Origin of the sequence: Nitrosomonas supralitoralis (assembly GCF_003011925.2) — a bacterium.
Taxonomy (GTDB): domain Bacteria; phylum Pseudomonadota; class Gammaproteobacteria; order Burkholderiales; family Nitrosomonadaceae; genus Nitrosomonas; species Nitrosomonas supralitoralis.
Map to the genome: position 1 here is coordinate 97,029 of NZ_PXXU01000002.1, position 22,334 is coordinate 119,362.

A 22,334-nucleotide genomic window follows, 5' to 3' on the forward strand; every position below is an offset into this window, starting at 1 on the left:
ACTTCGGACAGCCTTTCCGAGGGCGAGAAAGATTAATAGACTGATTTTGCTTTATAAAAACTTTCTGTCTCTTTTGAAAGGCGATTTGATTATCACACAAAAACTGCGAGTGAGATATTCAGACGAGATTTACTTTTCCGGTTTGGATTAATATTTAGGTGTTCGCAATAAGAGATTGATCTGAAGTTGCCATCAAAATAAAATTTAAGGAGATTCTGGATAAGCTGCAGTTACTAACCTAAGCATATTACTGAACTCCGATAAATCAGCAGATTAAATTTTTCACCTGGATCAAGTAATACTTCAAAGTGCGCCGCATGACGCTGCGCACTTTGAATACAGGATTAATATGCAACGACTTAGTTTCAGTCGGCTTTGCAGACAACTAATTGCCGTCTGAACCTGCGGGTACAAAAGCACCATTCCGTCTAACCCAGGATTCATTGGTCACTGTATTGTAGATCGAATCCGCATCAGTGTCGAAGCAATCGGACACGAGTTCGTTCGTGGAAGTAGTATTCAGCGCAACCGTAACCGGTGGATTAATGGTCACTCCAGGCAGGCCCTGGAATTCACTACCTATGGAAGATGTAATGTCAAAGCACACATCAGAATTAACGATTAAGTTAACCGTTTCGATCGGAACATTCACAGTGCAGTGTTTACTGTTGGAAAACGAGTTGGCCAATGATTGAAATGGGTTAGGAACATTTGGAATATCAATTTTGATTCCCTCAAATGTCGGTGAATCGTTCGTCGAAATCGTCAACACAGAAATCCCGGTTGCGGTGGACTGCTGAGGCGTTGAGCAATAATTGTTGTTGGCGGGTAAGGCCACACAATTTCCGCCTGTATCGATATTGACCACGTTACCGCTTTGCGTGTACGAGAATCCAGGAGGCGCATTCGTAGTATCACAACCGGGTATGCTGGCATTTCCTCCACTATCGATGATTTGAGCGATCAATTCCGGCAATGCCGCGATCCGGGTTGGAGTGGGTCCATACGGTCCGCCTAATACATAAGCGCTATTATCATCCCTGTTCACCCCTGCATAAATGTCAGTCTCCGGATAACGCCGGTATAACCAGGGATCTATTTTTTGTGTTACTTGATGGCTTGGAAAAAGATCCGGGTAGGTATTTTCAGCCCAATTCAACAATGTTTCGGTATCGCTGTTGATATCAGCCGATGCAAAATGTGCGCTTCCCATAAGAGTAACCGTGCAGGCAGACAGAATCAATTGTTTGATCGATTTGTTCATATATATTCTCCTCTTTATTTTTCATATTGTAGTGTGTGAGTTTTTTGAAGCATATCACAGCTCAAATTGACTCTGCGCAGATAGGCTTCACACGTATTTTAGTAAAACCACCAGCACTGACATCCAATGCAAGAATAGCGCTCATTAAGCGTGACACAGAAAATGGCAGGCAGAAATGCATACCTCACCAAAAGTCGGAGTAACAGACGGGGTTTATGTTAGTTAAAATACGGTTAAAGACTTTGCTTTCTCTGGCTTGCCACGAAACTGAGCAGCCCCAATCCAGCTAACAGCATCGCATACGTTTCTGGTTCGGGAATTGCGGCAGCCAGCGTATCAAATGCAGCGCCACCAAAGATTGCGACATCGCCCTTGGTCGAGTTTGGATTATGCAAGCCGAGTTGTACTACTCTTAGAGAATGTGCAATTGTATCCAACCCTGTCACAACTAAAACTCTATTTCCGGTACGATACATATCGTAAGTGCCTACATCGATATTATCGACGATGAACCGTGCAAAACCATCGTTATGATCTCCCGCCATAACAAAACCAATGCTATTACTTACGACAGAGAATGTAGTGGTCGCTTCGCTCGTCCCAAGTATGCCTGCCGCTGAATTATCAAACAGCCATAATTCACGTATATCCAGCCCTCCTCTGGGGCCATCACCCGAAGTATCCCAGTCAACTCCGCCACGTCCGGCATTTTTATATTCAAGAACTGTATTGCCATTAATATTCAAAGGATCGCCACTTCTTTCTGCAGTATCTAACGGTATCCACTCTATCGTTAAGGCTGAGGCGTGCGAACTGATTAGCATCAACATAATTAACAGTATCCGTATCATTCTCCAACTCCCATCACAGTTATAGTATAAAATCAAACCAATCGCATACTCATAAAACATGTTTTATATCTGTTGCTTAGATAAAATATGAACCCAAAAAGTTACAGAGCCTGAAATAACAGTATCAAATGCATTAGTGCAATTCTTATTTTTCAGAAATACCGTGTAAATGTGATACTTTAAAAAATACAGACTGCTCAGGTTCAATGAGCATTTCTAGCCAGTTAAAATCAAGCAGTTATGATTTATACATTATCAGGACGAACACTCAAGCTTAATTCTTAGAATAAAGGGGGAATTCTTCCTCAAATACCGAAATGATCAGCGCCGAGTTCAAGGTAGCGCTAATCTCAAAATTGCCAGTGAGAAAGAAAAAACAATACGACGCGCAACGCCCTGCTATTTATGGAATTGGATCTTCCGGGTTGAATGGCAAGTTATATGGATTGATCAATGAGCTATGATATAACAGTCTAAAAAGCAAACCTAAATTAGTTGAGTGCTTGATTGACCGGTATTAAATAGATGACACTTGATGATTTAACTCCATGTCTAAATATCTCCAGCTAACTGAAGAAATATAATGATTAGAGGATAAATAAAATGCATAAACTACTGACAATATCAGTAATCTGCACATTACTGATATCGATTTCTGTGTACGCTGATCAAATATCTGATTTGATAACCGGAGAAACAACGCCGGAAAGCGCTCCAAAAACCGAAAAAGTCATTGAAGTTAACAGTTCTGTCCATGACGATAAAAAGATTCAGAAACGCCTTGAGAAAATTTTCTCCGAATTGGAAAACCTGCAGAGTATAAAGGTTATGGTTAGCAATGGCATTGTTACGTTGCGGGGCGATGTCAGTACTTCGTCGACGAAAAACAAAGCCTTGCAGCTTTCTCAGCAAGTTGCAGGCGTGGTCGAGGTAGAGAATGAACTCAAAGTCACCCATCATTTAAAAACACGCCTGGAAGATACCTGGAAGAAATTCTCGGGCACCGCCAATGAGTTGATTGCAAGCTTACCCCTTGTATTACTGGCAATACTTGTGTTCGTATTATCATGGATGCTGGGTGGGTGGATATCAGGACGCCGCAATTTTTTTCGAAAAATTGCATCAAATCCTTTTATTGCCAATCTGTTAGGACAGGTTACACATCTTTTATTCATTCTGATGGGCCTTATTATCGCATTATCCTTATTGGACCTCACTGCCATACTCGGCACTTTATTAGGAGCAGCAGGTATCGTCGGACTTGCAGTCGGCTTTGCAGTTCGGGATACGGTCGAAAATTATCTTGCCAGTATTTTGTTAAGCCTGCGCAATCCATTTGAAGTCAATGATTTAGTAAATATTGATGGAAACGAAGGTCATGTAGTGCGTCTGACCACGCGCGCAACCATTTTGATTTCACAGGATGGTAATCATATCCGCATTCCTAATTCGACCGTATTTAAAGCTGTTATTATCAATTTTACCCGTAATGTAGAGCGGAGATTTCAATTCGATGTGGGAATTGACACTGAGCAGAATTTACTTGAAGCGCAAGCATTGGCCTTGCAAACTTTAGGCTCAGTCAAAGGTATATTGTCAGAGCCCAAGCCATTAGTCACTATAGAAGAACTGGGTGACTCCAGTATCAAATTACGAATTTATGGATGGATTGATCAAACAAACTTTAGTTTCCTGAAAGTACGCAGTGAAGCAATTCGACAAACAAAACAGGCATTTGATCAAGCTAATATCATCATGCCTGAGCCTATCTATCAAGTCAGAGTTTTGAATGAAACTAATAACCTCCTGAAGCAAGAGAGCCGCACCAGGCAAAATTACACACCTCGCACCGATAGTCAGATCAATGTACCTGTTCATGAGGTTACAGATACCAGCACGGATAATGAAATCGAGAAGAAAGTGGCTGAAGAGCAGAGTCAGAGTGATACCGAGAATCTGCTCAATAAGAAATCTGCACTTGAATGATCAAAAATATTTTTATAGATTTGATTCTGCTACAGAACTAACATCCCGCTTCAAGTGGCGGGATATTTCTCGGATCGAAATAATCAACAGCAATTTTTCAATTAACTCACCGGAGTAACACAAATCACGCGCGCATCATCAGCAAACTCAATCAACAAGCGCCGCACGCGTTCCTGCCACGCATCGGCAAATGCAGTCTGCTGCGCAGTATCGGCACAATCCTGCAAAATGGCCATCAGACGCTCGCCTTGAGCAGGGTCGGCTGGTATCAACGAAACATCCAGCGTTACCGCCACGCTTGCGTTGGTATCGATGCGCGTAAAAATAATGGCTTCTCCTTCGCGTTGCGGTGCAAAACTGAGCAATTCCTTGCGCCGATAACGTCCGCGCATTCCATGGAAACCGTTACTTGAAGCAGCGCCCGTCAGTAAAGTCAGCACCTGCGCCATGACGCCGGTGACCCCATCATCCTCCGGTGCAGGCATATATACGGCAATATTACCGCGCTCGGCAGGCTCGCCTGGATAAAGCGCAGCTAATGCCGCACGCCCAATCAAAAACGCTCCGGCGACGGTAGGACATGAATGCCCGGCCAGACGCACCGCATCCAGATAATGATAGTCGAACCGACCACCTTGAGCGGCACCTAACATAGCGGCAAATGGGTCATGGGTATGCACAACCGGAGCTTGTTCATAAAAATCAGGAAAATTCACGTTTACCTCCTTTTGAATGGATTAATAAGGTTCTTCAGTTTCATCAGCAATACGAGGATGCGATTGTATTTGCGGAAAAAGTACACGCTCTTCGTAGCGTACATGCGCAGCCAGCAAATCTCCAAACCGGCGCAGGCGTACTGCAGAATCAAGCGCACACGATTCGCAAGCCAGCATGCATAGCTCTTCATGTTCGGCAAGAATCCGCGAAACAATTTCAGTATCTAACGTATCTTCAACAAGCTGCAATAACGCCTCCTCTTGGGCAAAGTGCGACGCCAGCATGTCATGCCAATGCGCTTCAATGCGCTTCACAGCCGTCAAGTAAAGGGCCGCGTCATTACTCTCTGCCGCATTCCGGGCAGCACGCGCTATCACCAACGATGTATGGTGTTCACGGGATAATGAGAGCAAAACGCCAGTACGGGGCATGAAAGTCTTAAAATACGATTACAATGAATTTGTATGGAAATAAATTTTAATTATACTGACCTGCTTCGAGCGTTTTTCGGCAAAATCACTGAGAATTGTGAATTAAAGTTGATTAGTTGATTTTCCATATAGCTCCAATACAACATAACCCCGATAAATGTCATCCCGCCGAATAGATTCCCAGCAATCACCGGCAGCCACATGGCAGCGTTTTTTTCGCCGGTGGTGATGGAAGTGAAAGCGATCACAGCATCTAAAGTGACCATCCAGTTGCATAGTATGGCACTGACAAAGTGCTGTAATCGTGCCGTCGAAACCCAGCTTGGCATATCCGAGTGTTGAAGTTTCGGCATTCGAAACAGTTGGTTGCAGTGCACACACGATCAGGATCAATCGTTCTCCCATTTTAGTCGCCACAATGCAATATAAAACGAATACGTGACGCTGCCGATCAAGTTGCCGATTAACACCCAGTTCCAGTTGATGAACATATGTTTAAACGAGGTTCTTTTGTCTTTGACGGCGATCGGAATCAACGCGAAATGCCGGTGGCAAGCTTTGATCCGAGCAGCACGATCATGACAAAACCGACCCGAAACACCAAGGCATCTGCAATACCCCAGCCTGTTTGCGTCGCCGCAACAATCGCCAGCGTGGTCACGTAACCGAGAAAAACGCCAGCCAGAAAACCGCGAATCAGTAGTTACTCGACCAGCAGGTCGGCTTATTTCACGCCTGCTTACAACATGTTTTCGACAACGTCTTCCGGTTTTACATACGTCATAACCCTATTCTCCGCGAACAAATTCAATACTGCAATTTTTTAACCCATTATCCGATTGAATTTTTCTCAGGTAAAAAGATTTGCAGCAAATCATTGAGAAAGCGTCGACCCAGTACAGTAGGTTTAATGCGAAGACGATCATGCACCAGCAAGCCACGCTGTTCGGCTTCATCCAGTTGTTGCTGCAAAACGGTAATTGGTAAACCGGTACGTTCCTGAAACAGCGAAGTATCAAATCCACCGGTGAGTCGCAGCGCGTTCATCATGAATTCAAAACCCCGATCAGCGACCGCTAATTCTTGTTGCGTCTGAATGAATGACTCACCCGCTTGAGCTCTGGCCAAATATTCTTTTGGTTGTTTATAGCACATCTGGCGCACGATTTTATCGGCAAAGCTGATTTTGCTGTGAGCACCCGCACCAATACCCAAATAATCGCCAAACAACCAGTAATTCATATTATGACGTGACTCTTTTCCCGCTTGCGCAAATGCCGAGGTTTCATAATTACGGTATTGGTGATTTGAAGTGGTTTGTTCGATCATGTCCTGCATCGCTGCTGCTTGTTCATCATCGGGCAATTTGGGTGGGAAGCGGTGAAATAGCGTATTGGGCTCCAGCGTTAAGTGATAGGCGGAGATATGCGTGACCCCCTGCGAGCATGCTGTATCAATATCTGTTTGTGCTTGTTCCAGGGTTTGTCCAGGCAATGCATACATCAGATCAAGGTTGATATTTTCGAAATACTTCAGCGCAATATCCACGGCCCGATGCGCTTCCTGTTCATCATGCACACGGCCTAATGCTTTCAAATGCTGTGGATTAAAGCTTTGTATACCGATCGACAAGCGATTGATTCCCACTTGTCGATAATCCGCGAATTTTTGCGCTTCAAACGTTCCTGGATTTGCTTCCAAAGTGACTTCGGCGAAATGCTCCAGCGGTAGCAGTGTCCGCACTGCTGTCAGTAATGTATCCATTGCTTGAGCGCTAAATAAACTCGGCGTACCGCCGCCTAGAAATATGCTGCTGAGCCGTCGCCCCCAAACATTCGAAAGCGCGGATTCAAGATCACGTATTAACGCAGCGACATATTCTTCCTCAGGTGGCAAGCTATCGGCTGAACGAATTTCATGTGAATTAAAATCGCAGTAAGGGCATTTTTTCATACACCACGGAAAATGCACATATAAGCTTAGTGGCGGCAGTGATTTAAGTTTTGGAATTGGCCAATCGGACATTAAGTTAACCAATCTTGCGTAATGTCAATAATGGTGGGCTTGATAACGCTGATCGCGTTCCCAGTAAGCCCGCCACCAAAACACCGAACATACCCACTGATATACCAACCACCCAGATCCAAGGATTAAATGTGTAGTCGAAATGCAAAACATGCTTGCCGATGACATAACCGAGCGCACTGGCGCCAGCAGATGCAAATAATCCGGCCAATCCACCCAGTATCGCAAATTCAGCCGCCCAGGCGCGTGACAATTGCTCCCGTTTGGCACCCAATGTTCTGAAAATCGCTGCTTCATAAATGCGCTCGTCCTGTGTCGCGGCAATCGCCGCATACAACACCGCAAACCCTGCCAACAAAGTGAATAAAAAAACAAATTCAATCGCTTGAGAAACTTGTTGAATCATTTGCTGTACCTGATTGATAACCACCGCTACATCAACCACAAGAATATTTGGAAATGTTCTTACAAGTTCATGGATCATGGCAATTTCTGCTGGCGGCACATAAAAACTGGTGACAAAACTGGCCGGATACTGATCCAGCAGTCCTGGAGGCACCACAACAAAAAAATTAGCCCGGAAAGTATCCCAATCCACTTTTCTCACACTGGTAATTTTGGCTGTAAAATTTCTGCCGGCAATATCATAAGTCAGTTCATCGCCCAATTTAACCCGAAGAGTTTTGGCTATGCCTTCTTCAATCGATAGCTCAGCCTCCTGACTGCCTTTATTCCACCAGGATCCCTCAACAATTTGATTATCCGTAGCAAGTTCACTTGCCCAGGTCAAGTTGAACTCACGTCGAATATGTCTTTCAGCATGCAGATCATTACCGTATTTCTTCGGTGATACAGTTTTACCATTAATCTTGATCAATCGCCCCCTGACCATCGGATACATCGGTGGCTGCTCAATCTCATATTTCTGAAAAAAATCTTCTAATGGCTGTAATTGATCCGCTTGTATATTCACTAGAAAATGATTAGGAGCATCAGGAGGCAAGCTGGTATGCCAATCGTCAATCAAATCATTCTGAATCAAAGTCAGCACGAGCAGTGACATCAATCCCAACCCCAAAGCCACAGCTTGCAATACGCTAGAAATCGCACGTCGGCGGATGCTGGCCAAGCCATAACGCCAGGCACCACCCGCTTGATGCCGCAGACCTGAAAGCCCTTTGATCAGCAACCAACCCAAGCAACCAAAAATGACAACCGCTGAAACAAACCCCGTTACGATATAAAGGCCCAGCTTTAAATCTTGCGCTTTCCAAATAAACAACAGAGACAAAGTTATTAGTCCCAATAAATAACCCGCAAAACTGTGTGCATTGGATAAGCCGATGTCTCTGCGCAACACACGCAACGCCGGAACACTGCGCAAGTTCAGCACTGGCGGCAATGCAAAGCCAACTAATAACACTAAGCCAACCAGTAATCCTTGCAACGCTGGCAACCAACTCGGCCAAGGTAAAGCAGTTCCGACAATACCGATCAGCCAGTGCGTCAGAATCTGCTGCGCGGCAAAACCAATCAAACAGCCGATTGTGCTGGCAATAGCCCCCAGCGTTATAAAATAATACCAATAGAGGTAAAACAATTGCCGCTGACTGGCCCCAAGGCTACGCATTACTGCGCATCCATCCAGATGACGCTGAGTAAATCGGCGAACTGCCAACGCAATTGCTGCCGCCGCCAAAACCACACTGGCCAGTGCGGACAGGCTTAAAAATTTTTCTGCACGCTCCAATGCGGCTTTAATTTCGGGGCGCGCATCTCGAATGCCTTCCACCCTTTGGCCTTTTTTCAGCTGAGGATTTATCCAATCGCGGAATTGTTGCACAGCTTTTACTTCACCTGCTACCAGCAATTGATATGAAGCACGGCTGCCTTCCTGAATTAAGTCTGTCTTGGATAAATCGGATGCATTGATCATGGCACGTGCACCCATGTTGATAAACCCTACCGAATGATCCGGCTCACGCACAACCAGTTCTGTTACGATTAACTGGGCCGCCCCGACATCGACCACATCGTTTGCTTTAAGATCAAGTCGCGCCATGACTTTCTCATCTACCCAAATAGTGCCCGGTTGCGGGATTGTGTCTGCCATTGCAATTTCTCGTTGCGTTGCAAGCGACATTGACGATCGACTTGCCAGATGGATCCGTCCACGTAGTGGATATCCTTCAGTGACCGCTTTAATTTCCGTAAGCAAATTATTCTCGCCATTAGAAATCATACTGGGAAATTTAGTCAACGATGCTATTGTTAACCCCAATCGAGTGGCTTCTTCTGCATAGGCCTCTGGTAAGGGCTGGCTAGAAATAACCAACAAATCTGCGCCCAATAATTGATTACTTTCACGCGTGAGGGCCAATTCCACTCTTTCGGCAAAAAAACCTACTGTGGTCATGCCGCTAACCGCAATGATCAATGCCAATACCAGAACATTAAGCTCGCCTGCACGCCAATCACGGCAGAGCATACGAAAAGACAAGTTAAAATGATACATGGAGAAAATTATCGATTTGCTGATTTGCTGAAATTATGGAATAAATAGCAATAATGCCAAGATTTGGCAACTATTGCACCAATTTGCCGTCCGCTAAACGAATCTGGCGTGTACAGCGTCGTGATAACGCTTCATCATGAGTAACCAGAACCAAGGTCGTACCATGCTCACGATTGAGTTCAAACATGAGATCAATGATTTGTATTCCAGTACTTGAGTCAAGATTCCCGGTGGGTTCATCGGCCAACAATAGTTTTGGATCCGTAGCAAAAGCACGCGCAATGGCAACCCTTTGCTGCTCTCCTCCCGATAATTGTTTCGGATAATGATTCAAGCGGTTGATCAATCCCACACGCTCCAATAATCGCTGCGCTATCTCTTCGGCATTCTTGTTTTGCCGAGAAAGTTCCAGAGGCAGCATCACGTTCTCAAGCGCCGTTAACGCTGGTAATAACTGAAATGATTGAAATACAAAACCTAGAATTTTACCGCGTAAAGCCGCGCGATTATCTTCATCCAATGAAAAGATATCAACCGCATCAAGATGAACTTTTCCCGTAGTTGGCAAATCCAATCCAGCCAGTAGACCTAATAAAGTAGATTTCCCAGAACCGGATGCGCCTATAATTGCAACAGCTTCACCAGCACTTACTTGCAAATTGATATCTTGTAATATCGTAAGCTGTGTATCACCGGTATTGACCTGTTTGGTCAATGCGTGAGTCCAAAGAATGGATTGATTAACATCATTATCTGACATGAAAAAAAATTTCCTGATTATTCTGATTCTTGTTTTTACTAATATCGCTCCCGCATTCGCATCGACCAAAACTATAATGGTCTTTGGCGACAGCCTGTCCGCCAGTTATGGCATGTCGACTGAAGCGGGCTGGGTTACGTTGCTGGAGCAACGATTACAGTCAAAATATGCTGATTATCACATCATCAACGCAAGCATCAGCGGCGAAACAGCGTTGGGAGGGCGAAATCGAATTCGACAAGCGCTTGAAACACACCGCCCCCAGATTGTTATACTTGAACTTGGCGCAAATGACGGTCTGCGAGGCGCATCAATTAAATCCATTTATGAGAATCTGGCCGCCATTATAGAAAGATGCCAACAAAATAATGCATTGGTCTTACTAGCCGGCATGCGGCTGCCACCCAATTATGGCATGACATATACACAAAAGTTCCAAGCCATTTTTACGCAACTGGCTGAAAATTATCAAGTCAAATTAATACCATTTCTACTGGACGGCTTTGGCGATAAACATGAATTCTTCCAAGCTGATGGAATACATCCGACCGAAGTCGCGCAGAAAAAAATTGTAGAAAATGTCTGGGAAGTCTTGCAAACAATGTTCAAAACTGAACAGGTTGCCACCAATCCTGATATTTAATTGCATATTGTATCATCGCAATCTCATAAGATCGTAAACTAAGCAATTAAAGACTTATCCAGATTGTCGATAAATTTTTGCAGATCAGTGGATAATGATGATCTTAGCTTAATGCGTTCTCCTGAAGCAGGATGTGTTATTTGCAGCGTATGAGCATGCAAAAACATGCGTGCCAGTTTGTTTGTTCCATCAGCTTTAGCGAGCTGCTTGTTGATCTCAAAATTACCATATTTATCATCTCCAAGAATAGGAAACCCTAAATGTGCAAGATGAACACGAATTTGATGTGTACGGCCTGTCTTTATTTCCGCATCCAATAAACTAAAATTATCCCAAGATTTTTCTAGCTTAAATATTGAATGCGCAGACATCGATTTGCTGCCTGAATGAGCGCTGGTGGCTACTGCTACTCGTCGTTCACCGCTAGCGGTGACATATTTGTCAAGTGCCAGCTTTACATGCTGCTTAGCGTTTCGCCATTCGCCCTTAACCATAACCAGATAATGCTTTTCCACCAAGCCTTCGCGAATTTGTCGATGTAATTCGACCAGGGCGTTACGTTTCTTTGCCAGCAACAATACACCCGATGTTCCTCGATCCAAACGATGCACCAGTTCTAGAAATTTCCAAGCTGGATTTTGCGCACGTAATTGCTCGATCACGCCATAACTGATGTTGCTGCCGCCATGCACAGCCATCCCACCCGGTTTATCTATAGCCAGCACTGCATCATCTTCGTATAAAGTAGTAAAAGGAAAAAAATTTATACTGGTACTAGAAATTGCAGTTTGCTTGATAGACTCTCTACTTTCAATTCTAACTGGTGGAATTCGTACCATATCCCCTAATTGCAAACGATAACTGGCATTTATCCGCTTTCCGTTCACACGCACTTGACCGCTTCTTACCAACTGATATATATGGCTTTTTGGGATATTCCTAAATCGTTTAAGTAAGAAATTATCGATCCGCTGATCATTTCCATCTTCTTTCACACACTCTTGGGTTATTTTGGTCACTATTGTAGTAGATTGCATACTATATATGTATTTGATTTAACTATGATTTATGATGCAATATGCGAACTCTCAAAAAAATATAAAGGCTTTACTTATGCTTTTTTCAGATTCTTTTGTAAGAACTAAATCATTCATGAGAAAATACGAATTATTCATGTACTAAGATTTTGATCAAATCCATACAGAAAATAGCGAATAATTAACTTTAAAACAAAGCCGCATTTGGAACTTTATGTAAAATCTGTTACCTTAAACAACCTGCTAAGAAACAATAATAAATGTAGGGTTTAAAACTATAAAACATTTTTATAAAACGAATCTGCACATTAAATAAATTAATAAAAAAGAAATACATAATTGACAAATATTTTATGTTATACAAGCATTAAGCCTCGTCATTACAACTGCGTATACTGGAAAAAACCATCTGCTTGTAAAATTGCAGATAGTTTGTGGACAATTAAAACACGTAAGGCTTGTAAATGAAACGAATGTTATTTAATGCAACACAACCTGAAGAGTTGCGAGTTGCAATTGTAAACGGTCAGACACTGGTTGACCTCGATATAGAATCAGTAAGTAAAGAACAACGCAAAAGCAATATCTATAAAGCTGTTATCACACGCATAGAGCCCAGTCTGGAGGCCGCGTTTGTTGACTATGGTTGTGAACGGCACGGTTTTCTGCCCTTTAAAGAAATTGCTCCCTCGTGTTTTGCTGAAAGCAGCACTCCTAATGCGCGAGTACATGATCTTCTACAAGAAGGGCAAGAACTGATTGTACAAGTCGACAAAGATGAGCGTGGAACGAAAGGCGCTGCATTAACTACTTATATCTCACTGGCTGGCCGGTATTTGGTTTTAATACCGAATAATCCTAATAGCGGAGGCGTGTCACGTCGCATCTCTGGCGAGGAGCGCAATGACTTACGCGATATCATTGCAAAACTTGAAATTCCTGCAGGCATGAGCATTATTGCCAGAACTGCCGGAATCGGCCGTAGTGGAGAAGAGTTGCAATGGGATTTGAATTACCTGACACAACTTTGGTATGCAATTGAAGAAGCCGCCAATAATCAAGATGGTGTTTTTCTGATATATCAAGAAAGCAGCCTAGTAATCCGCGCAATTCGTGATTATTTTAGCCAAGAGATTGGTGAAATTCTGATTGACAGCCGTGACATCTATGAACAGGCCAGTCAATTTATGGCGCATGTCATGCCCGGAAATGTGGATCGTCTTAAGTTTTATCACGATGATGTACCATTATTCTCACGCTTCCAAATTGAACATCAGATAGAAACTGCGTATTCCAGGCAGGTTTCCCTCCCTTCAGGAGGCGCGATTGTTATCGATCATACCGAAGCATTAGTTTCAGTTGATGTTAACTCTGCTCGCGCAATCCGTGGATTGGATATTGAGCATACTGCACTCAACACCAATCTCGAAGCAGCCGATGAAATTGCTCGTCAGCTACGATTAAGAGATCTGGGTGGATTAATTGTTATCGATTTTATCGACATGGATGTACAGCGTAATCAGCGTGAAGTCGAGGTTCGATTGCATGAAGCATTGCGCCAAGATCGTGCACGTATTCAGGTTGGAAAAATTTCGCGCTTTGGATTACTGGAATTATCTCGTCAACGTTTACGGCCTTCGTTAGGCGAAAGTAATTACATTCCCTGCACACGATGCCAAGGCACTGGATTTGTTCGTGGAACCGATTCTTCAGCGCTGCATGTGCTAAGAATCATCCAGGAAGAAGCGATGAAAGAAAACACTCATGCACTGCATGTTCAGTTGCCGGTTAATGTAGCTACCTTCTTGCTAAACGAAAAACGCGCAGAAATATATGATATCGAAATACGCCAAAGGATTAATATTGTCCTGATTCCGAATATTCATATCGAAACACCTGACTATAGTATTAATCGCTTACGTCACGAAGACATCAAGTCAAATGATGCAGTAGCCAGTTATAAGTTGGTGGAGAAAAATACCGAAGATAAGAATCTAGTATTTTCTGAACAAAAAAGTAAACCAATCCGTCCGCAAGCCGCGGTTCAAGGCATAACACCTTCATTACCCGCTCCAGTGCGCGAAGACAAATCACGCGACACATCTCTGCTGGACAAGTTTTTCAGCTGGTTTAAACCTGTAAAAAATGAAGAAACCAGAACCGATCTTGAAAAAAAGCAACAGATTGACATTGATAAAACCAAGCTGTCACAGGACCGCACTCGATCGAGGGGACGGCGCGGAAGAAATCGTAATGAGCGTAACAAAGATACTTCTGTGCACAAACAGCCTAAATCAAGTGAATTGTTAGATTCTAGTAACGCTGCAACACCAGCAGAGCACCCTATTCCAGAGAATCAAACCTATCCACCTGAATTTTCCACAGAACTAAAGAGCGACAAAAACAAACTATCTCAACAATCTGATCTGGATCTTGAAGAAAAATTATTGACACACAGTGCACTTGCTATGGAAAAAGTCGATCATGACAGCACTGATATAAAAACTGGAGATCGCAAACGTATGCGCCGACATCGCGGAAATAAGCAACGCGATCAATCTTCACGCGCTAAAACTTTGGTTGAAGATCGGAATTCACTGGATAATGCATCGGCTATTGAGGATAATCCAACGAATTTTGCGTCAAATGTCGAAACATCAGTCCCGATTATTGAACTCCCGGCTACTGAGCCTCCCAAAAAACAATCTGTGAGAAAAACAGCTGTAAAAACGCCTGCAGACGATCATGAGACGATCAGCAATAATAACCACGCGGATGAACCATGTGTTGCACATCAACAATCCGAGCTCAATGTGAGTAAAGAATTGCCAGATTTCACAAAAAGTGGCCTTGTCATGATAGAAACCCCACCTGAAAAAGTTGAAATAATAGCTGAAGAAATCGTTATGCATAAACGGCCAAGAAGAAAAACCAAACAAAATGCCGACGCCCCAACCGAGCCGTTAAGGCAAATTGAAACACGCGAATAAATACCTGACCTGCACATCCTGCGAGTGCAGGTATAGTTTTCTAATGTGCCTGTTCCCAGTTATCACCAATTCCGATCTCAATCACTAACGGCACATCAAGCTGCAAAACATTGCTCATATATTCCGGCAAGCTGGATTTCATTAATGCAACCTCATCGTCTGGAACTTCCAGAACCAATTCGTCATGTACTTGCATAATCAATTTACTGCGCAATTGTTCCTTATGTAGCCAGTTGCGTACCGCGATCATTGCCAGCTTGATAATATCGGCGGCAGTACCCTGCATGGGTGCATTAATGGCAGCTCGCTCTGCACCTTGCCGGCGATTTCCATTTGCATTATTAATCTCGGGCAACCATAACCGTCGCCCCAGTACAGTTTCTACATACCCCAAACGTTTCGCTTTCTCTCGAGTTTGCTGCATATAGTTTTCCACTTTCGGATACCGAGCAAAATAACGTTCCATATAAGCACGCGCAGCACTACGTTCAATGCCTAGTTGCGATGCCAAGCCAAATTCTGACATGCCATAGATCAAGCCAAAATTAATCACCTTGGCATAGCGACGCTGTTCTTTGTCAACTTGACTCAGCGGGATTCCCAGAATTTCTGAAGCTGTTGCGCTATGTATATCTTCTCCGGCTGCAAATGCTTTTAGCAAACCCACATCTTGGGACAGATGCGCCATGATGCGTAATTCTATTTGCGAATAGTCCGCCGAAATAATACGATAACCTTTCGGGGCTATAAACGCTTCACGGATTCTGCGGCCTTCGATGGTACGCACTGGAATATTTTGCAAATTAGGGTCCGAACTAGCCAGGCGGCCGGTCACAGCGACGGCTTGGGAATAGTTGGTATGCACTCGTCCGGTAACGCGATCCATCTTCATTGGCAATTTGTCAGTGTAAGTCGACTTCAACTTGGCCAGGCTGCGATAATCGAGCAATAGTTTCGGTAATGGATAATCCAATGCAAGCTGTTGCAACACATCTTCATCGGTGGAAGGAACACCAGTAGGTGTTTTTTTGACAATAGGCAATTTAAGCTGATTGAACAGAATTTCCTGTATCTGCTTAGGTGAATTCAAATTGAATGGCTGCCCGGAGATGATATACGCCTGTTGCTCCAGCGCATGTAATTTCTCACCCAGTTCGTGACTCTGCTTTTGTAACAACTTGTAATCCAACAAAACACCATTTCGCTCTATTTCAAACAATACATCTAAAATTGGCATTTCTATCTCACAATAGATGTATTTCAATTGCTCATTACTCTGAATACTGGGATATAGCGTCTGATGCAGACGAAATGTGATATCCGCATCTTCTGCAGCATACTGCGTAGCGGTATCAATCGCCACTTCATCAAATCCAATACGATTGACGCCTTTTCCGGTGACCTCGTCATAACTGATAGTTTTAACATCGAGATGTCGCAGTGCCAGACTATCCATATTATGCGAACGATGCGACTCCAACACATAGGACTGCAGCAACGTATCATGTGCAATGCCATTCAACTGAATACCATGATTGGCAAATACATGCTTATCATATTTCAGATTTTGCCCCAATTTGCGTTTTGCTTCATTTTCCAGCCACGGCTTTAGCTTGTTTAATGCTGCATCAAGCGAAAGCTGTTGCGGTACCCCGGGATAATTATGCATCAGCGGAAGATAAGCCGCATAGTGACTTTCAATGCAAAATGAAATACCCACCAGTTTTGCCTCCATTGGATTCAGGCTCGTTGTTTCACTATCAACTGATACCAGCCGCGCCGCATCCAATCGGGTTATCCAGTCATCCAATTCCGCATCAGTAAAAATCGTCTGATAAGTTCCTGACTGACAATGCACGGTTTTATCATTTTCATTATCACCCGCTAACGGCTGACTTTCACTCGAAATGCATGATGCAGATTGATTTGGATTTGAAATAACCATCTGCTGACGTAATTCGCGCAGCGATGCCTTCATATCCAGGTGCTCAAAGAGCCGGGCCAGTTGTTCAGTATCCTGAGGTTTAAACGCAAGATCTGTGATTCTGACCGGAAGATCCACATCACATTTGATTGTGATTAGTTGGCGCGCGGTATCAAACCAATCCAGCGCTCTACGTAAATTATCGCCTATTGCTCCTTTGATTTCATCAGCATGCTCAATAATGTTATCTAGTGATCCATATTGTGTTAGCCATTTGACAGCGGTTTTGGGACCCACTTTGTGCACACCCGGAACATTGTCTGACGTATCGCCTACCAGCATCAGGTAATCTAACATGCGTTCTGGCGGCACACCAAACTTGACTAGTACATTCGCTTCATCCAACACCTCATTACTCATGGTATTGACCAATGAAATGTGAGGATTCACCAATTGCGCAATATCCTTATCACCTGTTGAGATAATGCAACGCATATCAGCTTCCACTGCCTGTCTCGCCAAGGTGCCGATAACATCATCCGCCTCCACTCCGTCAATAATCAACATTGGCCAGCCCATGGCACGAATACAGGCATGCAGAGGCTCAATCTGAGCTGCCAGATCAAGTGGCATAGAAGGTCTATGCGCTTTATATTCGGGATAAAGCTTATCTCGGAAAGTTTTACCTTTTGCATCAAACACACACGCGCTATAATCCGCTACATAATCCTTATGCAAACGCCGCAGCATATTGAGTACGCCATGAATAGCACCCGTTGGTTCATTATTACGATTGCGCAAATCGGGTAATGCATGAAACGCGCGGTATAAATACGACGAACCATCAACTAGCAACACTGTTTTCATTTATAAGATTTTCCTATGAACTTACAAGACAAACCTAATCCGAACGTATCATTGATTTTGGATAAACCCTGGTCAGCCAAAGAGTCATGGCGCCTGTTTGGAATTATGGCAGAATTTGTAGAAGGAACGGAGCGACTTGATACCATTCAACCCGCCGTCAGTATTTTTGGCAGTGCTCGCACCGATCCCAACAGCCCACACTATAAATTAGCCGAGCAAATTGCCAAACAACTTTCTGATGCAGGTTTTGCCGTAATTTCCGGCGGTGGTCCGGGTATTATGGAAGCGGCAAATAAAGGAGCTTATTATGGAAAATCGCCCAGTATCGGTTTAAATATCCAATTGCCCCATGAACAACATCGCAACGCATTTCAGGATATCAGCCAGACTTTTCGGCATTTTTTTGCTCGCAAATATATGTTTGTTAAATTTGCCACCGCTTATGTTGTTCTCCCTGGCGGTTTCGGAACACTAGATGAACTAATGGAAGCCTTAACTTTAGTGCAGACAGGCAAAACCAGAAAAATGCCGATTATCCTTGTATATTCAGAATTCTGGCATGGCTTGCTCGATTGGTTCCGGCAAACGTTGATCGCTGAAGGCTTTATTTCAACTGATGATATGAATCTGATACAAGTTATCGATGAACCTGGACAAGTTGTCAGTGCAATTTTCCAGTATTATGAAACCAGTGGATTTGAACCAACTGCTGCTGAACGTGAAATACAACTCAATTTATAACCCTTATCAGCGATTTTAGGTAGAATACAAAAATCCTGATCCGCCGGGAATCACCAATGCACCTGTATCGACTTTTTATGATTGTTTCGCTATGCTCAATATTGCCTGTCATGGCAGAATCTGAACATCCTCAGCACCCGAAAAAACCTAATCACCCTGATAACCTTATACCTTTACCTGAGGTTCCCGAGTTGCCTCCTGAAACTGATTCTCCACCACTACCTGATATTCCAGTGGATCCTGAACTGGAAACCGAAGTTACCATCATAAAACGCGGCGAAGATATTATTGAAGAGCATCGTGTTAACGGCGAGCTTCTGATGATCAAAGTAATCCCGCGTATCGGCCCTCCTTACTACTTGAAAAAGAATCCTATCAGAGGCTACCATGATCACCCGGGTGAAGCCGGTATTGATGTTAATCCGCCAATGTGGCAAATATTGAGATTCTGATTATAAATAAGCATGCAAGTATCTATAACTCAATGATTGCTACATATTTTTACTCTTTTGCACTAATTTTCTGCTAACTCATGTCTGTTTTTACACCCGTTACCGATAACCAGCTTACGGTTTGGTTACAAGATTATGAGCTTGGGAAACTCGTCCATTTGCAAGGCATTACATCGGGTATAGAAAATACCAATTATCTAGTCATCACCACGCAAGGCAAATTTGTATTAACACTGTTTGAGAAACTTACCAACCATGAACTGCCGTATTATCTGAATTTGATGGCACATTTGTCGCAACTTGGGATACCTTGCCCCGCTCCAATTCCTCGTTTGGACCAGAAATTATTAGGCAAACTGAACGGCAAACCGGCGACAATTGTTACATGTTTACCCGGACAATCAGTACTATACCCGACTACCATACAGTGTGCGGAAGTCGGTAAAGTTTTGGCCAGAATGCATTTAGCGGGAGGTTCGTTTTCCGGAAAAATGGAAAATCCGCGCGGATTAACATGGTGGCAAGCTAGAGCACCTGAAATCACGCCCTTTTTATCCGATGCAGACAAACACTTACTCAAGACTGAACTGGATTTTCAATTAACGCAACAAAAGATGGCATTACCCAGTGGGATTATTCATGCTGACTTATTTCGTGACAATATTCTATTTACCGGTCATACCATAGGTGGTGTTATTGATTTCTATTTTGCTTGCAATGACACTTTTTTATATGACTTGGCAATTACTGTAAATGACTGGTGTATGACTGAAAAAAAAGCTCTCGATGAAACCTGTACACGTTCGCTACTTACGGCTTATCATGATATCCGCCCCCTCTCTGAGATTGAACACGATGTCTGGCCGGTTATGCTACGCGCGGGTGCATTGCGTTTCTGGATTTCCAGGTTGTACGACTATTACGTACCGCGTCCTGGAGAATTGACACATGCCAAAGATCCTGTACATTTCAGAGAGATACTGAAAGATCATGCCTCAGATCCGATAAAATTGCGGCAACTCTGGCTGTAGATCATCATTAAAATCAATTATCGAATTCAACAGGAGAAACATCAATGGAAATTCATCAAGTTAATGCAAAACAGGGGTTGCAATGGATCTTAAGCGGCTTCTACTTGTTTCGCAGAGCACCGCTGGCTTGGGTATTTGTGTGCTTTACCTTGATGATGTTCGCTATAACCATGTCATTGGTGCCAATACTGGGAAAATTTATTTTTACTTTGATTTCACCAGTCTTTTTAGCCGGCATCATGCTGGGATGCAAAGATATGGAGCAGGGAAAAGTCCTGGAATTATCACATTTATTTGTCGCTTTCAAAACAAATCCGGCGCCATTAATCACTATCGGCGGTATTTATCTGGTCGGGCAAATTCTGATTCTTGGTTTGGTCTTCCTGATTGGCGGTTCTCAGATGACGGATATGCTGCTTTATGGAAAACGAGTCGATGAAAGTGAACTCATGGGAGTGATGAGTAATCTTCTTACAGCATCACTGCTTACATTAGCGCTTTCCATTCCACTAATGATGGCTTCCTGGTTTTCTCCGCTACTGGTAATTTTTCATAATCTTCCACCGATTGTTGCAATGCAAAAAAGCTTTTTTGCATGTTTAAGAAACTTCATCCCTTTTCAAATATATGGCATAACACTCATCATTCTCACCATCCTCAGCATAATGCCTTACGGTGTGGGACTCGTGATTTTAATCCCGACAATTTTCACTTCTATTTACGTAAGCTATAAAGACATTTTCCTGCGCGAACCACTTCGATTCAAAAATAAAGAATCCGAACATGATTATCAGCAAGCCAACTGGACTTCTGCCACTGAAGAATCATCGACAGCCTCAGCTGAGAAAAAGCAAGATCCCCTTGCATCGGAAAACAAATTAATGGAGAGCTCCAAATCCGACGAACTCGTTCAGTGTGCACACTGCAATCTGCTTATATCGAGAAAAGAAGCAATCGAAGATAAAGATCAGTTTTTTTGTAGTGAAGAACATCGTCAACTGCACCAATCTATGGATAAATCCTGATCATAAATCAATAGTTTTAGTCCTCATGCGACAAATCCAGCTATTTGATCATTGGCCGCAAGCTGTCGCAATCCAAAGAGACAATTGTCGATGGGTACTACAATCAAGGGCTCTGAACGGTGAGCGTTGATTGATAGTCACACTGACTGAATCAGCGACCGACCCTGATAGCCACATGAGGAAGTAAATACCGAAGTCAATCAGTTTGAAATGAAGATAGAAGCTACCCCGGAATCACTGGTAGCGAATGACAAATCAAAAATGGCACCTGTCTTGGATGTGTACATGTCAGTTTTCATGTATTCATCACCCCATTCCAGGCCAATAATGACTATCCGGCAGGGGTCGCTTACCAAATATCGCTTGCCCAACCCGTACCACAGTCGCGCCTTCTGCAACCGCCAATTCATAATCTCCAGACATACCCATCGATAGCTCATCAAATGACAAACCGGCCGGTGCTTCCTGGCGCAACATGGCTTGGATTTCACGCATCTTGACGAAACATTCACGTACTCTCTCATGATCCGACGAAAAAATAGCCAATGTCATCAGTCCCTTAATGCGCAATGATGAATAATTAGGCAGCTGTTGAACGAAGTCGCGCACGTCCTCGGGGGCGAGCCCGAACTTGCTGGCCTCGCCGGAACTGTTGACTTGCACGTAAACATCAATCGCACGCCCTTCATTTTGCAGACGTTTATCAAGTTCTTCGGCAACTTTAAGACTATCGAGTGCGTGGAATTCATTGGCGAAGCGGGCAAGATACTTTGCTTTATTAGTTTGCAAGTGGCCGATAACTGCCCATTTGATGTTTAAATCGCTCAGCACTTCGGATTTTTCGCGCGCTTCCTGAATTTTATTTTCGCCCATTTCGTGACAACCCGCGGCGTATGCGATGCGCAGTCTTTCTGCGGGTACGGTTTTGGTAACCGGCAGCAGTCGCACGCTAGCGGGATCACGTCCTGCTATTTTGCAAGCATCGATGATGCGTTGCTTAACGGTTGCAAGATTGTTCTGGATGTCGATAAATTGCTGCTCTGCGTTGAGTTCCACGGGTTGCTCCTGTTGTGCA

At 43.7% G+C, this 22,334-nt stretch carries 19 protein-coding genes; 7 read left to right on the plus strand and 12 right to left on the minus strand.

What is annotated here, in order from left to right:
- Positions 1-385: 385 nt before the first annotated feature.
- On the minus strand, positions 386-1,264 hold the full coding sequence (locus tag C7H79_RS00935; protein WP_106705420.1) for a hypothetical protein: 879 nt from the start codon (positions 1,262-1,264) through the stop codon (positions 386-388).
- Between the two features lie 233 nt (positions 1,265-1,497).
- The gene (locus C7H79_RS00940) at positions 1,498-2,115 is read right to left on the minus strand and encodes a PEP-CTERM sorting domain-containing protein (RefSeq protein ID WP_106705459.1); all 618 of its coding nucleotides are present in this window, start codon (positions 2,113-2,115) and stop codon (positions 1,498-1,500) included.
- A 603-nt stretch (positions 2,116-2,718) separates the two neighbouring features.
- Between C7H79_RS00940 and C7H79_RS00945 the strand changes: the two genes are divergently transcribed.
- Complete coding sequence (locus C7H79_RS00945) at positions 2,719-4,101, plus strand: mechanosensitive ion channel family protein (protein ID WP_106705421.1); 1,383 nt, start codon at positions 2,719-2,721, stop codon at positions 4,099-4,101.
- A 101-nt stretch (positions 4,102-4,202) separates the two neighbouring features.
- Here the strand turns inward: C7H79_RS00945 and C7H79_RS00950 are convergent, their stop codons facing one another.
- The 7 genes from C7H79_RS00950 to C7H79_RS00975 all read right to left on the minus strand — a co-directional run bounded on the left by C7H79_RS00950 (position 4,203) and on the right by C7H79_RS00975 (position 10,549).
- Positions 4,203-4,817 (minus strand): hypothetical protein, encoded by a 615-nt coding sequence (locus tag C7H79_RS00950; RefSeq protein WP_106705422.1) that lies wholly within the window; start codon positions 4,815-4,817, stop codon positions 4,203-4,205.
- A gap of 21 nt (positions 4,818-4,838) precedes the next feature.
- Complete coding sequence (locus tag C7H79_RS00955; RefSeq protein WP_106705423.1) at positions 4,839-5,249, minus strand: hemerythrin domain-containing protein; 411 nt, start codon at positions 5,247-5,249, stop codon at positions 4,839-4,841.
- Between the two features lie 102 nt (positions 5,250-5,351).
- Positions 5,352-5,654, minus strand: a complete 303-nt coding sequence (locus C7H79_RS18645) for a hypothetical protein (protein ID WP_242447071.1) — start codon at positions 5,652-5,654, stop codon at positions 5,352-5,354.
- Between the two features lie 127 nt (positions 5,655-5,781).
- A complete protein-coding gene (locus tag C7H79_RS19195) occupies positions 5,782-5,910 on the minus strand; it encodes a hypothetical protein (RefSeq protein WP_258577619.1) in 129 nt (42 codons plus the stop codon).
- Positions 5,911-6,080: 170 nt separating this feature from the next.
- Complete coding sequence (gene hemW / locus C7H79_RS00965) at positions 6,081-7,274, minus strand: radical SAM family heme chaperone HemW (protein WP_106705424.1); 1,194 nt, start codon at positions 7,272-7,274, stop codon at positions 6,081-6,083.
- A gap of 4 nt (positions 7,275-7,278) precedes the next feature.
- The gene (locus C7H79_RS00970; protein WP_106705425.1) at positions 7,279-9,789 is read right to left on the minus strand and encodes an ABC transporter permease; all 2,511 of its coding nucleotides are present in this window, start codon (positions 9,787-9,789) and stop codon (positions 7,279-7,281) included.
- Between the two features lie 70 nt (positions 9,790-9,859).
- Positions 9,860-10,549 carry an ABC transporter ATP-binding protein gene (locus C7H79_RS00975; RefSeq protein WP_106705426.1) on the minus strand — a complete coding sequence of 230 codons (690 nt, stop codon included), beginning with the start codon at positions 10,547-10,549 and terminating at the stop codon, positions 9,860-9,862.
- Between C7H79_RS00975 and C7H79_RS00980 the strand changes: the two genes are divergently transcribed.
- The gene (locus C7H79_RS00980) at positions 10,548-11,192 is read left to right on the plus strand and encodes an arylesterase (RefSeq protein ID WP_242447072.1); all 645 of its coding nucleotides are present in this window, start codon (positions 10,548-10,550) and stop codon (positions 11,190-11,192) included. The genes C7H79_RS00975 and C7H79_RS00980 overlap by 2 nt on opposite strands.
- A gap of 38 nt (positions 11,193-11,230) precedes the next feature.
- Here C7H79_RS00980 and C7H79_RS00985 read toward each other — a convergent pair whose 3' ends face one another.
- Positions 11,231-12,229: an RluA family pseudouridine synthase gene (locus C7H79_RS00985; RefSeq protein WP_106705427.1), complete on the minus strand. Its 999-nt coding sequence runs from the start codon at positions 12,227-12,229 to the stop codon at positions 11,231-11,233.
- A gap of 464 nt (positions 12,230-12,693) precedes the next feature.
- Between C7H79_RS00985 and C7H79_RS00990 the strand changes: the two genes are divergently transcribed.
- Positions 12,694-15,219, plus strand: coding sequence for an Rne/Rng family ribonuclease (locus C7H79_RS00990; protein ID WP_106705428.1), 2,526 nt, complete (start codon positions 12,694-12,696; stop codon positions 15,217-15,219).
- Positions 15,220-15,259: 40 nt separating this feature from the next.
- Here C7H79_RS00990 and polA read toward each other — a convergent pair whose 3' ends face one another.
- Positions 15,260-18,010 carry a DNA polymerase I gene (polA, locus tag C7H79_RS00995; RefSeq protein ID WP_106705429.1) on the minus strand — a complete coding sequence of 917 codons (2,751 nt, stop codon included), beginning with the start codon at positions 18,008-18,010 and terminating at the stop codon, positions 15,260-15,262.
- Positions 18,011-18,025: 15 nt separating this feature from the next.
- On the opposite strand from polA, the gene C7H79_RS01000 reads away from it, so the two are divergent.
- The 4 genes from C7H79_RS01000 to C7H79_RS01015 all read left to right on the plus strand — a co-directional run bounded on the left by C7H79_RS01000 (position 18,026) and on the right by C7H79_RS01015 (position 21,259).
- On the plus strand, positions 18,026-18,751 hold the full coding sequence (locus C7H79_RS01000) for an LOG family protein (RefSeq protein ID WP_106705430.1): 726 nt from the start codon (positions 18,026-18,028) through the stop codon (positions 18,749-18,751).
- Between the two features lie 56 nt (positions 18,752-18,807).
- Positions 18,808-19,203, plus strand: a complete 396-nt coding sequence (locus tag C7H79_RS01005) for a DUF2782 domain-containing protein (protein WP_106705431.1) — start codon at positions 18,808-18,810, stop codon at positions 19,201-19,203.
- 80 nt (positions 19,204-19,283) lie between these two features.
- Positions 19,284-20,234: a homoserine kinase gene (locus tag C7H79_RS01010; protein ID WP_106705432.1), complete on the plus strand. Its 951-nt coding sequence runs from the start codon at positions 19,284-19,286 to the stop codon at positions 20,232-20,234.
- A gap of 44 nt (positions 20,235-20,278) precedes the next feature.
- The gene (locus C7H79_RS01015) at positions 20,279-21,259 is read left to right on the plus strand and encodes a BPSS1780 family membrane protein (protein ID WP_106705433.1); all 981 of its coding nucleotides are present in this window, start codon (positions 20,279-20,281) and stop codon (positions 21,257-21,259) included.
- A 306-nt stretch (positions 21,260-21,565) separates the two neighbouring features.
- Here the strand turns inward: C7H79_RS01015 and C7H79_RS01020 are convergent, their stop codons facing one another.
- On the minus strand, positions 21,566-22,315 hold the full coding sequence (locus tag C7H79_RS01020; RefSeq protein WP_106705434.1) for a YggS family pyridoxal phosphate-dependent enzyme: 750 nt from the start codon (positions 22,313-22,315) through the stop codon (positions 21,566-21,568).
- Positions 22,316-22,334: the final 19 nt, after the last annotated feature.